Origin of the sequence: Actinomyces denticolens (assembly GCF_002072185.1) — a bacterium.
GTDB lineage: Bacteria > Actinomycetota > Actinomycetes > Actinomycetales > Actinomycetaceae > Actinomyces > Actinomyces denticolens.
On record NZ_MVIW01000022.1, the window covers coordinates 1 to 12645 of the forward strand.

The 12645-nt window shown below is 70.8% G+C and carries 13 protein-coding genes; 9 read left to right on the forward strand and 4 right to left on the reverse strand.

What is annotated here, in order from left to right:
• Positions 1–245 precede the first annotated feature (245 nt).
• Genes B1H55_RS07585 through B1H55_RS07610 form a run of 6 tightly spaced genes read left to right on the forward strand, consistent with a single transcriptional unit; the run spans position 246 to position 6222 of the window.
• Positions 246–1634 (forward strand): AAA family ATPase, encoded by a 1389-nt coding sequence (locus B1H55_RS07585; protein WP_077240597.1) that lies wholly within the window; start codon positions 246–248, stop codon positions 1632–1634.
• A complete protein-coding gene (locus B1H55_RS07590) occupies positions 1631–2680 on the forward strand; it encodes a DUF58 domain-containing protein (protein WP_077240596.1) in 1050 nt (349 codons plus the stop codon). Before B1H55_RS07585 ends, B1H55_RS07590 begins: the two co-directional genes overlap by 4 nt.
• Positions 2677–3201, forward strand: coding sequence for an alpha-amylase (locus B1H55_RS07595; protein WP_172575554.1), 525 nt, complete (start codon positions 2677–2679; stop codon positions 3199–3201). Before B1H55_RS07590 ends, B1H55_RS07595 begins: the two co-directional genes overlap by 4 nt.
• Positions 3201–4253, forward strand: a complete 1053-nt coding sequence (locus B1H55_RS07600; RefSeq protein ID WP_231952721.1) for a vWA domain-containing protein — start codon at positions 3201–3203, stop codon at positions 4251–4253. The genes B1H55_RS07595 and B1H55_RS07600 overlap by 1 nt, the downstream gene beginning before the upstream one ends.
• Positions 4250–5386, forward strand: a complete 1137-nt coding sequence (locus B1H55_RS07605; RefSeq protein ID WP_080461667.1) for a vWA domain-containing protein — start codon at positions 4250–4252, stop codon at positions 5384–5386. The genes B1H55_RS07600 and B1H55_RS07605 overlap by 4 nt, the downstream gene beginning before the upstream one ends.
• Positions 5386–6222 carry a tetratricopeptide repeat protein gene (locus B1H55_RS07610; protein ID WP_077240595.1) on the forward strand — a complete coding sequence of 279 codons (837 nt, stop codon included), beginning with the start codon at positions 5386–5388 and terminating at the stop codon, positions 6220–6222. The genes B1H55_RS07605 and B1H55_RS07610 overlap by 1 nt, the downstream gene beginning before the upstream one ends.
• 21 nt (positions 6223–6243) lie before the next feature.
• Here B1H55_RS07610 and B1H55_RS07615 read toward each other — a convergent pair whose 3' ends face one another.
• Together B1H55_RS07615 and B1H55_RS07620 are read right to left on the reverse strand one after the other, a co-directional pair.
• On the reverse strand, positions 6244–6930 hold the full coding sequence (locus B1H55_RS07615; protein WP_077240594.1) for a TetR/AcrR family transcriptional regulator: 687 nt from the start codon (positions 6928–6930) through the stop codon (positions 6244–6246).
• 131 nt (positions 6931–7061) lie between these two features.
• Positions 7062–7574, reverse strand: a complete 513-nt coding sequence (locus B1H55_RS07620; RefSeq protein ID WP_077240950.1) for an NUDIX domain-containing protein — start codon at positions 7572–7574, stop codon at positions 7062–7064.
• A 92-nt stretch (positions 7575–7666) separates the two neighbouring features.
• Between B1H55_RS07620 and B1H55_RS07625 the strand changes: the two genes are divergently transcribed.
• Both B1H55_RS07625 and B1H55_RS07630 read left to right on the forward strand, forming a co-directional pair.
• Positions 7667–8407, forward strand: coding sequence for a M50 family metallopeptidase (locus B1H55_RS07625; protein WP_231952723.1), 741 nt, complete (start codon positions 7667–7669; stop codon positions 8405–8407).
• A gap of 144 nt (positions 8408–8551) precedes the next feature.
• Entirely contained in the window at positions 8552–8980 is a 429-nt protein-coding gene (locus B1H55_RS07630; protein WP_073452896.1) for a DoxX family membrane protein, read from the forward strand.
• 91 nt (positions 8981–9071) lie between these two features.
• On the opposite strand, the gene B1H55_RS07635 is transcribed toward B1H55_RS07630, so the two are convergent.
• Positions 9072–9953, reverse strand: coding sequence for a nitroreductase family protein (locus B1H55_RS07635; RefSeq protein ID WP_157750252.1), 882 nt, complete (start codon positions 9951–9953; stop codon positions 9072–9074).
• A gap of 314 nt (positions 9954–10267) precedes the next feature.
• Between B1H55_RS07635 and B1H55_RS13095 the strand changes: the two genes are divergently transcribed.
• Positions 10268–10420: a hypothetical protein gene (locus tag B1H55_RS13095; protein ID WP_158083328.1), complete on the forward strand. Its 153-nt coding sequence runs from the start codon at positions 10268–10270 to the stop codon at positions 10418–10420.
• Positions 10421–10851: 431 nt separating this feature from the next.
• Here the strand turns inward: B1H55_RS13095 and B1H55_RS07640 are convergent, their stop codons facing one another.
• The gene (locus tag B1H55_RS07640; protein WP_077240592.1) at positions 10852–12492 is read right to left on the reverse strand and encodes a TIGR02391 family protein; all 1641 of its coding nucleotides are present in this window, start codon (positions 12490–12492) and stop codon (positions 10852–10854) included.
• Positions 12493–12645: the final 153 nt, after the last annotated feature.

Below are 12645 nucleotides of genomic sequence, written 5' to 3' on the forward strand. Positions count from 1 at the left end.
GCCGGTCCAAGGACACACCCCGCAAACCAGGGGCCGTCAGGTCTCGATTGAGTCAGACCCACCCACCCACAACCAACATAGTGGTCTCGATCGCCACTTCGACCGGTCTCGCGGCAGGGGTGAGGATTGCCTGGATGGACCGGGAATGTGGGTGAGGATACCCATCGCCGGAGGTATCGCCCCAACGAGCCTCCGTTATAGCCTGCGGGAGGCAGAGCGCCGACCACCACCTCATGAGGAGACCTATGAGCACCGACCCAGCGCAGCACCGACAGCCCGCTGCTCCTCCCATGGGCGGGCCGTTCTGGGGCACTGTGCCCTCCGTCGACGGGGCTGCCGGCGGTCCCGGCGGCTCGGCCGGCTCCGCTGCCCTGCCCTCCTCCCGCCAGGCCGCCCCCGGTCAGGCTCCCTCGCACCCGGTCCCCCGGCCCGGCGCCTCTCCCGCGGCCCCACCGATGCCCCAGGCGCCGGCCCAGCCGGCCCCGCCGTCGATCGTCCCCGGCGCGCGCCGCGATATCCGCCCCGCCCCGGGGGAGATCCCGCAGTCTGGCACCGTCCCCACCGTCCCCCGCGAGCACGCCTACCCCGCGCCCACCGGCCCCCTGCCCACGCGCGAGGCCCTGCGCGCCGAGGCCGCCCGCTCCTCCCGCTCCAGCCACCCCGAGGAGGACGTGGAGCGCGCCGGCGCTCTCATCAAGCGCATCCACCAGGTCTTCGAGCAGCGCCTGGTGGGCCAGGAGCAACTGCGCCTGGCCCTCATCTCCACGCTCATCGCCGGTGGTCACATCCTCCTGGAATCGGTCCCGGGCCTGGCCAAGACCACCGCCGCCCAGACGCTCGCCTCCGCCGTCTCCGGCTCCTTCACCCGCATCCAGTGCACCCCGGACCTCATGCCCAACGACATCGTCGGCACCCAGGTCCTCCAGTACGCCACCGGGGAGATGACCACTCAGCTCGGCCCGGTGCACGCCAATATCGTCCTGCTCGACGAGATCAACCGCTCCAGCGCCAAGACCCAGTCCGCCATGCTCGAGGCCATGCAGGAGCGCCAGACCTCCATCGGCGGCGTCGTCTACCCGCTGCCGCACCCCTTCATGGTGCTCGCCACCCAGAACCCCATCGAGGAGGAGGGCACCTACGTCCTGCCCGAGGCCCAGATGGACCGCTTTCTCATGAAGGACGTGCTGAGCTACCCCAAGCCCATGGAGGAGGTCGACGTCCTGGACAAGATCTCCTCCGGCGCCTTCGAGGAGCCCCTGCGCGCCCGGCCCATCAGCACCGACGACGTCGAATGGCTCCAGGGCGCCGTCGAGCGCGTCTACGTGGACCCCGTCATCAAGCAGTACATCGTCGCCATCATCAACACCTCCCGCGGCGGCGGCCCGCGCCCCGTGCCCGGCCTGGAGCGCCATGTGCGCGTCGGCGGCTCGCCGCGAGGCTCGATCGCCCTCATGCGGGTCTCCCAGGCCCTCGCCCTCCAGGCCGGTCGCACCTACGTCACCCCCGACGACGTCGGGCTCCTGCGCCACGCCGTCATGCGCCACCGTCTGGTGCTGACCTACGACGCCCTCGCCGACGACATCGCCCCCGAGGCGATCATCGACGCGGTCTTCGCGGCGGTCCCGACACCGTGAGCCGTCAGTCCGGGGCGGGCGCCGTCGAGCTGCCGGCCGAGCCGACGCAGCGCGGGTCGCGCCTGGCCCGCGTGCGGGGGCGCCTGTCCCTGCCCACGCTGCGCCGCGCCACGGGCCTGCTCGACGGGCGGCACAAGTCCGTTCTCCTGGGCCACGGGCAGGATTTCGACGACCTGTCCGCCTACCGCCCCGGCGACGACGTGGGCGACATCGACTGGAAGGCCTCCGCGCGCATCGGTCAGCCCGTCATCAAGCGCTACCAGCGCGAGTCCAACCTGCCCCTCGTCCTGGCCGTCGACACCGGCCGGACCATGGCCGCCCAGGCCCCCAGCGGTGAGGACAAGCGCGAGCTCGCCCTCGCCGTCGCCGAGGTCATGGCCTACCTGGCCCGTCTGCGCGGCGACTCCGTGGCGCTCGTGGCCGGGGACGCCTCCCGGATGGTCTCCCGTCCGCCCCGGTCGGGCGCCGAGCACGCCGAGACGATCCTGTGGCTCATCGCCCGGCAGTACTCCGCCCTCACGGAGCCCCCGCAGGGCGCTCCGTCGAACGCCCAGGTGCGGGTCGGGCAGGTCTCGCCCCGGCGGGACAGCGGCGCCGTCATCGGCGAGCTGGTCCCCGGCGCGCCCGCCTCCGACCTGCCGGGGCTGCTCGGCAAGGTCATCAGCCTCCACGGCCGCCGCAGCCTCGTGGTGCTCCTGACCGACACCTCCCACCCGGACGCCACCGCCCACGACCAGCTCCGCAGGCTGTCGGCGCAGCACGAGCTCGTCGTCATCCAGATCGCCGACGACGCCCCCATCACCGGCGACCCCGGCGCGGTCCGCGATGTGGAGATGGCGGAGGACCTGCCGGTGTTCCTGCGCTACGACACGGCCCTGGGCGCCCAGCTCGCCCGGGCCGACGCCGCCCGGCGGGCCGGTGTCACCGCGCTGCTCGACTCGCGCCGCATCGAGCACGCCGTCGTCGCCTCCGACGAGAGCCTCGTGGACTCCATCGCCGAGGTGCTCGGCCGTCAGCGCCTCGCCACGGCCCGAAGGAGGCGATGACCGTGGAGCTCAGCCCCCCGCAGCTCATGCCCACCTGGATGGCGGTCACCGCCGTCGTCATCCTCCTGCTCGCCGTGGCCGGACTGCTCTGGTCATTCCTGAGCCACCGGGTCCGGGACGGCTTCATCAGCGATATCCCCATGGCTCCCGGGGAGCGCCGCCGCTGGATGAGGCTCGTCGAGCGCGCCGCGAAGAAGTACGACGCCGGGCAGATCGACCTGCGCGCCCTGCACCTCGAACTGGCCTCCGCCCTGCGGGGCTTCGGATCCGAGCGCAGTGGTGAGGACCTGACCACCGCGACCGTCACGGAGATCATGGATATGTCCGCCTCCACCGAGTCCGAGGACATCGAGACCCGCCTCAAGCGCGCCAGGACCACCTCGCAGCCCCTGGACACCGACCCCCTGGGGCATGTCGGGGAGCTCCTGGCGATCTGGGAGCAGCCCTCCTTCGACCGCGACTCCGACGCCGCGGCCGCCCAGGCCATCGAGCACGCCAGGGAGGTGGTCTCGAGATGGTGATGCCCTGGCTCCCCTGGTTCCTCATCGGCGCCGCCGCGCTGATCATCGGCATCGCCGCGCTGCGCGCCGCCCGCAGGGGCGAGCGGGCCCCGGTCGGTCCGACGCGCCGCGTCGCCAACGCGATGCCCCTCCTGCGCTCGCCCGCCGTTCTGCGCCGCCTGCGCCGCCGCCGCGCGCTCCACGCGCTCCTGGGCGCGCTCATCATCGTGGCCATGGCCTCCTCGGCGCTGCTCGCGGGCCGCCCCGTGAGCAAGGACGTGCGCAACGACACCCTGGCCAGCCGCGATATCGTGCTGTGCCTGGACGTCTCCGGCTCCATGCTCGGCCTGGACTCCCAGGTGCTGGAGACCTACACCGAGCTCATCGACTCCTTCAACGGGGAGCGGGTGGCGCTCATCGCCTGGAACACGACGGCGCAGACGATGGTGCCCCTCACCGACGACTACGAGACCCTCAAGACCGAGATGGGCAAGATCACCGATCTCCTGGACTCCGCGTTCTCCAGCCCGTCCTCGGCGCGCAGCCGCTACTCGCGGATGTTCGCCGGCACGATGGCGGAGGAGCTCGACGCCTCCTCGCTGGCCGGCGACGGCCTGGCCTCCTGCACGCAGGCCTTCGACAACTCCGGCGCCGCCAGCGCCGACGAGCGCCCCCGCTCCATCATTCTGGCCACCGACAACCTCGTCTTCGACGACTCGCACGTTCAGCTCTACTCCCTGCCCGAGGCCGCCGAGCTCGCCACGAGTAAGAAGATCCGCCTGTTCTCCATCTACGGCTACGACGACGAGCTCGACTACGGCGACCTCGCCGCCCAGGTCGAGTCGGCCCGCCGGGAGCTGGAGACGGTCACGCAGGACAACGGCGGCAAGTTCTACCAGGTGGGGGACTCCGGTACGGCCGGGCGCATCGTCGAGGAGCTGGAGAAGACCCAGGTCCAGGAGTACAGCGCCGACAATGAGGTGCGGCTGACGGACACTCCCAGGGCGGGCGCCATCTGGCTGGTGCTGGCCGCCGGCTCCCTGCTGCTCATCGCCGCCTGGAGGCGCGCATGACACTCCATCCGCTGCTCGGATGGCCCCTCACCATCCTCGCCGCCCTCATCGGCATCGGCGCCGTCGTCCTGAACTGGTGGCGTCTGCGCCCGGCGCGGCCGCGCCCCCAGGCGGCCCCCGCCCCCTACGGCCCGCAGGCCCGGGCCCCACGGGGGGCGGGAGCTGATCTCCCGCCCGCCCGCCGTCAGCTGTCGCGCTCGGCGCGCCTCGTCGTCGCCCGGCGGGCCGCGCTGGTGGCCGCGCTCGTGCTCATGCTCGCCGGTCCCAGCACCTACCAGTACGATCAGCGGGTCACCTCCACCGTGGAGGTCTACCTCGTCGTCGATCGCACGGGCTCCATGGCCGCCGAGGACTGGGCCGGCGGCGCCGGGACCCGGCTCGACGGCGTCCGCGCGGATCTGGAGGCGATCCGCCGGGCCCTGCCCGAGGCCCGCTTCTCCATCCTCGCCCTGGACTCCACGGCGGCCAGGGAGATGCCGCTGAGCACCGACACCAACGCCGTCGACTCCTGGATCAAGACACTCCGGCAGGAGGTGACGAGCCGATCCACGGGCTCCTCGCTCGAGCGCATGCTCCCGCTGCTCAGCGCCACCCTCACCGAGGCCGAGCAGGTGGCCCCCCAGGACGCCCGCCTCGTCTACATCCTCTCCGACGGCGAGGCGACCGACGACGGCGCCGGGGCCAAGGACGCCGCCTCGCAGGGCGTGGCCTGGAAGGACCTCGCCCCCCTCGTCGACGGCGGCGCGGTGCTGGGCTACGGCACCGCCCGCGGCGGGAGGATGCGCGAGTACGACGGCGGCACGACCCCCGCCGACCAGATGCCCTACATCAAGGAGAAGGGGCACAGCGATGACGCCATCTCGGTCCCGGATACCCAGGAGCTGCAGACGGTGGCGACGGACCTCGGCCTGCCCTACTACCAGCGCGACGGCGAGGGCGACGACCCGACGAGCGCCTTCACGAGCGTCGACGTCGAGCAGATCCTGTCCGACGGGCACCACGGCAAGCGCTCCAGCCGCTACCTCACCTGGCCCCTGGCGCTCCTGGTCTTCGCGCTCATGACCTGGGAGGCAGTGGCGCTCGTGCGCTCCGATATCGAGGTGCGCCGCCTGGCGCGGGCAGGGGGACGGTGATGGGAGCGCGCAAGCCGATGCCGAGGCGCCGCCGCCTGCTGATCGGGCTCGGCCTGACCTCGATCCTGCTCGTCGCGGGCCTGTGGTTGGCGGCGGTGTCCACGGGCACCACCCTGGCCAACCGCTCCCTGTACGCGGGCGACTACTCCACCGCGGTGGACCGCTACCGCATGGTGCGCACGATCAACCCGTGGTTGCACAAGTGGCGGGTGCGCTACAACCTGGGCACCGCCGAGCTCCTGGCGGGGGACTACGACCGCTCGATCGCCGACCTGGAGTCCTCCCTGCCCGACGCCCCTCAGGAGGTCATCGACGTCGCCTACGACACCGAGGGCAATATCATCCGGCAGCGCACCGGCGTGTGCATGACCCGCGTCAATCTCTTCGTGGCGCATATGGCCCTGGCGGGGCAGGCCCAGGAGTCGGGGGACACGACGGCGGCGCAGGCCCAGGTCGACGCCGCGAAGGAGGCCGCGGGCGACTGCGAGGTCCCCCCTGTCCAGTCCCCGCAGCCCCAGCCGACGACGCCCCCCACCCAGACGCCGACGCCGACCGCCTCGCCCACCCAGACCCCGAGCGCCTCCGGGTCCCCCTCGCCGGGCGCGTCCCAGAGCCCCAGCGGTGATCCGTCAAGCGACCCGTCAGCGGATCCGAGCGCCTCCGGCTCCTCCTCGCCGACCGCCTCCGGGTCGAGCGCGCCCACGCCGGGCGCGAGCGGCTCAGCCGGCCCGACGCCCACGGAGGGCCAGGAGAAGGAGAAGAGGCTTCAGCGCCGTAACCAGGGGCGCGAGGAGCGCTCCGCAGGACCGAATGACGGCGCTAAGCGCCGCTGGTGAACGGGCGCCGGGCGGCGCGGCTCAGCCGACGGCGGCCCGCTCGCGTCGAGAGGCCGGGGCGTCCTCGTCCTCTGTGGCGTGGGTGCGGCGGATCGCGGGCACCGCGTGGTCCGGGAGCCGCGCTCCGACGGCCCGCAGGACGAAGATGTCCAGGGCGTCGAGGTAGGCGGCCCGCGCCGCGGGGTCCTGAGGGGTGGGCCGCCCGCCCATGACGCAGGCGTTGAGCAGAGGGATGAGCATCGCCGAGTCCTGCCGGGGGATGAGGCCCTCATCCATGGCGTCGGTGAGGATCGAGGCGAGCATCTGGCTGATGAGCCCGCCGTGGGCGCGCAGCCGTCCCGCCGTGCTGCGCGAGACCGAGCTGGCCAGCGGCCCGGTGGTGGGGAAGTGGAAGTGGCGCTTGAGGAGGGCCTGCTGGCGCACGTACACGCGCAGGCGGTCGATCGGGTCCTCGATGCCTGCCAGTGCGATGGACAGTTCCTCGGAGTAGCGGACGACCTCGTGCTCCATGAAGGCCAGGAGCAGGTCCTCCTTATCGGCGAAATGGTTGTAGACGGCGGTGCGGCCCACGCCGGCGCGCGCGGCGACATCGGAGAGCGTGATCTTGTCGAAGGAGCGCTGGCTCATGAGAAGGGACAGGGACTCGAACAGCGCGTTGCGCGTGCGCTCGCGGTGCTCGGCGAGGGAGCTACCCATGATCTTCGGCATGAGGCTAGCCTAACTCACGACGTGACGTTGTGGTTCTCGGTGTCAGCAAGCAGGGATGTCGTTGCGGGTCGCGGCCCGGACGAAAGCCGCGGTTGTGCGGGAAATCACGATGAGGATGTTGATCCTCACTATCAGGAGCGCGCTCCCCGCGCGAGGGTCGACCGGATCGCGCGAAGGATGGGCGCGTCCGCCGGCAGCCAGGGAAGGGCGTCGAGCTCCCCCAGCCGCACCCAGTCCAGTGACTGGTGCGCCTTCCCGCATCGGGGCGGGCGATCGCCGTCGGGCTCGGCGAGCCAGACCCTCATCCGGTGCCCGTTCATCGCGGCCCAGGCCGGGGCGCCGTCGCCCGGATGCTCGCGCCGCGGCGGGGGCGGCGGAACCGCCAGCGCGGCGGGCGGCACGACCTCGGCGCCAAGGCGCACCGACGCCCCGATCTCCTCGGCGAGCTCGCGCGCCAGCGCGGTCACCGGCTCCTCCCCGCTCTCGACCTTGCCGCCCGGCAGCTCGTACTCGCCCGCATGCTGAGGAGGGTAGGAGCGGGCGGCGCAGAGCATCGATGTCGGGCGGGCCAGGGAATCCAGGATCGCGGCGGCGACGACGAGGCGGCCGGAGGAGGGCCGGGCGGGGCGGGCTGGAGCGCTCATGCGCTGACTGTAGAGCCCCGGCCGCGGAGCCCCGGCCGTGCCCCTCCCGGGGCGCACAGGGCGCGCATAGGCCCATGGGGCACAATCCCATCGTGACTCTCAGTGGGTTCCTCCTGGACGCCGTCGATCGCATCCTCCCATCCACCGCGCCGGACCCGGCAGCGGTATGGCCGGGGATCCTCCTGCTCGGCCTCGTCCTGGCCATGCCGACGGCGCGGCGCTGGGGGCGCGCGGCGGTGACCGTCATCCACGAGGCCGGGCACGCCGGCGTCGGACTCCTCGTCGGCCGTCGCTTCGAGGGCTTCACCGTGGACGCCGGGCTCGGGGGTCGGGCGATCACCAGCGGGCGCAGCCGGGGCCCGGGCAGGATCGCCACCGCGTGGGCGGGCTACCCCACGCCCGCGCTCATCGGCTGCCTCCTCGTGCAGGCGGCACTGGGCGGCTGGGTCGGCCCGCTCCTCACCGTCGCCCTAGTCGCCGAGCTCGTGCTGCTCATCAAGTCCCGCTCGGCGCGCACCCTCGGGCTCGTCCTGCTCGTCATCGCCGCCACCACCGCCCTGTGGTGGACGGGCTCCAGCATCGTGCGGGCGGGTCCGCTGGCCCTCGCGCCCCGCGACGCCCTGACAGCAGGGGCCGGTCTGGTGCTCCTCCTGGGCTCCTGGGACGCGCTGCGCGACGTCGCCGCCAGTCACGACCCTCACCAGGACCACGGCTCACTGGCCGGGCTCACCCGCCTGCCGGGCTGGTTCTGGCTGGGCACCTGGTGGCTGGTGATCGCCGGCGCCACGGCCTGGTCCGCCTGGAGCCTGGCGCGCAGCGCCGGATGGGCGTAGGCGGCCCACTCGTCCTGGCCCGCCGACCCGGGCCCCCGGGGGCGCTGAGCCGGGCGCGGGCCCGCGCGTGGGCGCCGGGTGGTGGCACACTTGACCCTGACGATCTATTTTCCCTGATCGGCCCCGTTGAAAGGAGTCCCGACCATGTCCCGCGCACCGCTAGCCATCCGCGCCCTCCTCGCCGGGCCCTTCATCCACGGGGGCTGGACCCAGGTCGGCGGCGCGGACGCTCTCGCCCGCCAGGCCGAGCCCATTGCGACGGCGCTCAACGCCTCCGCCGGGCCCACTGCTCAGGCCCTCCTCGGCCGTGAGGTCACGGGGAGGGACCTCGTCCTGCTCAACGGCGGGGCGATGATGGCGGGCGGCGCCGCACTGGTGGCGGGCGTGGGGACGCGCTGCGCCGCGGGCGGCCTCATCCTGTCCCTCATCCCCACCACCATTCAGGGCCAGGCCTTCTGGAGGGAGGAGGGCTTCAAGCGCTCCCAGAAGCTCCAGGGGGCGCTGACCAACGGCGCGCTCGTCGCCGGGCTGGCGCTCCTGGCGCTGCGGGGCTCCCGCCGCCGTCGGCGCTGATCGGCACTCGCGGTCGGGCCGCCACCGAGGCCATCGGGCCGCCCACGGCGCGGGTCCGCCCCTCGGCGCGGGAGCCTGGGCGCTCCGGGGCTCAGGCCAGGCCGAAGCCCTGTTGCTCGGCGGCCCCGCGCATCTTGTCGCGGCCGTCCATGTACATGCGGCTCGAGGCACGAACCACCGCCTCGCGCCAGGTCCGCCCGTCCAGTCCCTGGGAGGCGCGGAAGGCGGCATATGCCTCCTCGTATGCGGGGAGCCAGGACTCCAGCGCCGGTGCGGGGTCGAGATTGCGTCGCACGACCACCGCCTGGGCCGGACGGGGGCGGACCCCGCCGGCCCGCGCGGGGTCGGGGTGCCCGACGGCCATGCCGACCACCACGTAGGAGTGGCGGGGGAGGGCGAGCAGCTCGCACAGCGCGGCCTCCAGATTGCGCATCGAGCCCAGGTAGCACGCGCCCAGGCCCATGGACTCCGCCGCGACCACCGCGTTCTGCGCCGCCATGGCGGTGTCGATGGAGACGGTGAGGAAGGAATCGAGGTAGTCCAGGCTGTCGGTGCCGGCACCGACGGAGGCCATGATCTCCTCGTTGCGGGAGGCGTCGGCCACCCACAGCAGGACGGCGGGGGCCTGCCGGATGAACGCGAAGTTCTCCGACTGGTTGGGGGAGTCGGCCAGGTCCATGATCCGGTCGCGCAGTGCGGCGTCGTCGACGACGATGACGCTCCACAGGTGCAGGTTGGAGGAGGTGGGCGCGGACTGCGCGGCGGCGATGATCGTGGCCAGCTGGCGCTCGGTGACGGGCTCGGGGGTGAAGGCCCGCACGGAGCGGTGCGCCAGCATCGTGTCGACGGCGGGGGTCCACTCCAGGTCCGCGGGGCGGGGCTGGGCGCCGTAGCGGTCGGAGAGGTACTGGGCGCGGCGGGCGGCATCGCCCGGGGAGTCGGTGGCAGGGGAAGGGCGGGCGTCATCACTCATGCGCCCATGCTGCCAGGGAAGCGCCGGGAGGGGAGCATCATCGTCTGGTTTCCGCCGTGTGCCGGGGTTGTGGACGTGCCCGGGGGTTGTGGACGCACCCCGGGGGCACGTTGGCAACCCCGCCGCACGTCCACAACCCCGGGGCACGTTCTCGATGGTCCCAGGGATGCATCGCGGTAGGTGCGACGCCCGGCAGGCCTCGCCGCGCTGGTCTGGGCCCACTCCAGTGGCGCAAGAGGAGCACCCGGGCGAGCTGATCCACGTCGAGATCAACAAGCTCGGCTGCATCCCCGCCGGCCAGGGCCGGAGGCCCCGTGGACGATCACTCGCGCCTGGCCTACAGCCAGGTGGTCCTTGACGATGAGCGCGGTTCCACCGTCGCGGCTCTCATATCGTGGGTGATCGCCTTCTTTGGGTGCAGCGCCATCACCGTTGAAGCGGAGATGACCGACAACGGCGCCTGGTAGCGGTCGCGTGTATGCAACCAAGTCCTGGCCGACGCTGGTGTCAAACAGCGTCTCACATGGCCTTACCGGACCCCGTGGACGGTAAGGACTGAGGGTGCAACTGCGCTTTGGCCTCCGAGGAGACCTACAATACAACCTGCACCAGCGAGCCTCGACGCGAACCCTCCTACAGCCAGTGGCTCCACTTCTGCAATCGCCACCGACCACCACGCCGCCCTCGATAGACAAACCCCACCAGCGGCGTTCGCAACATCCCAATGAAATGCATCTAACCATCGGAAGCATCTCGTCGTGGAGGGCTTTCGCTGGCCGGGAGGTGCTTTCAAGAGCTTCGGGGTGCTCGAGGCGTCTCCGAGAGGCGTCTGCTCCCGAGTGAAATCACTTCTGCGTGAATCAGTATTTCCTCGTATGCGCGATGCTTCGAGCTGGACTTATTCGCGAGTTTCCGCGCCGTCCAAGCGCCTCATGAGATAAGAGAGGATGCTCAGGGCGTCAAGGCAGTCCTCGTATGTGAGGGCGCCGGTCCTGAGCAGTTCTGCCTGCTCCTCGTGATCGATGGTGTTCCGGAAGGCGCTGAGGATACCGAGTGAGAGATTCTGTTGGCCCCGGTCGATGTTGTCGGCGGTCTGATCGGTGAAGCTGCCGTGTTTCATGTGACGGGAGAAGACTGAGAGCGGCCCGTCCTTCCCGAATGACTTGGAAAGGGTTCGATACGGGTCGTCCCGCGGAATTCCGGACTTCGTCGCTGTTGCGCCGACGTATCTCTTCACGGCTTCGTCGACCGCATGAAAGTAGTCCTCCCGCTCGTAGAAGACGCGCGCTGCGTCCTGGATCTCAGGGTGCAGCCTGCGCCAGACCATCTCGGCGTAGGGGGGAGCGAGCCCCTCGAGGTCCTTCAGGATTCGGCCCTCTGCTGAGGAAGGGATGTCCAGGTCCTCTGACGTGATGTCCTCGATGACCCTCTGGAGCGCCTCCCTGTCCTTCGGTGAGCGGATCGTGCCAACCCACGCGTCGACTGGGCGTGTGAGCGTCATACTGCGCTGACGCTCGCGCAGCTCGCGGCGGCGCCCGCTCCATTCTCGTCCAATGCGCTTCAGAAGGATGGTCAGAGACGCGCGCAACTGCTCAGTGGTGTCATGATCCCATACCAAAGCGCGCCTGTCGGTTGCGATGACGTCCTCGTCTAGGGTGTCAATGAAATCCACGTCGAGGTATCCGGTGAGATATGAATATGCGTGGCTCGATTCGGCGCTGCCGAAGAACTCGGGCTCGTTGACCATACGTCCGTCGGCGTAGAGCGTGATGCCTCGCATCGCGCTTCGGAGCGGTTTCTCGGAGGATATGATGGTGCCCGTTACACCGTGTGAAGCGAGAAAGTCATCGGCGACCGTGAAGTGAGCGGGGAAGGTCCACGTGAACTCGGTGTCAACGGTTGACATCCGGAGGCTGCTGTTGACGTCGATAGCAGCCCCGCTTGCAGGGATGATCTGTAGCCGAAAGTCACGATCTGCGTAGTTGAAGAGTCTTGCGAGGCTGGAGGCCAGGGATTTCGGATCAATTCTCGTTTTCCTTCGCAACGACGTCAACGTCACAGTCGTTCCATGGGACGTGCTGTCGGTGACGCCGACCTCCTCGGCGGGGTGGTACTCGCCTTCAGTCTCCATGAGATCGTCGTATGACATGGTCACTCGCGTCACCTGCGGAGACCCGGCCCGGGTTGTCTCCAGTGAGACCACCCGTCCGATACCGAACAGGGAGAGTTTTCCGAGTCCCTTCTTGCCGGAGACCCGTCGCCTGCCGCTCTCGGTGAATGCCGCGGTTTCGGTTCGGCGTCTGTTGCGGCCGATGTGGAGATACTTCTCGGCGACATCCTCCCGAGACATTCCGTGGCCGTCGTCGAAGACGGCGACTGATGCGTCGGCCCCGATCCGCACCTCGACGCGCGTCGCGTCAGCGTCGTAGGCGTTGGCGACGAGCTCGGCGATGGCGTTCGGCAGGTGGGAGTACATGCGCGCACCAAGATGGTCGACGGTCTGCGGGTCGAACCGCAGGGTCAGCGGGGCCTCGACCATGTTCCTCCTCGGTGCGTGCGGTATGTTCAGGCGTCGCGTGGTGGATGACGTATGCGCATCACGGATCGTAACGCAGGAAGTTGGCGAGCGCGCCCGGAGGAGGCGCTGTCGCGATTGGGATGCGCTGTTCGGTGGTTGTTCGTCGCGCTTAAG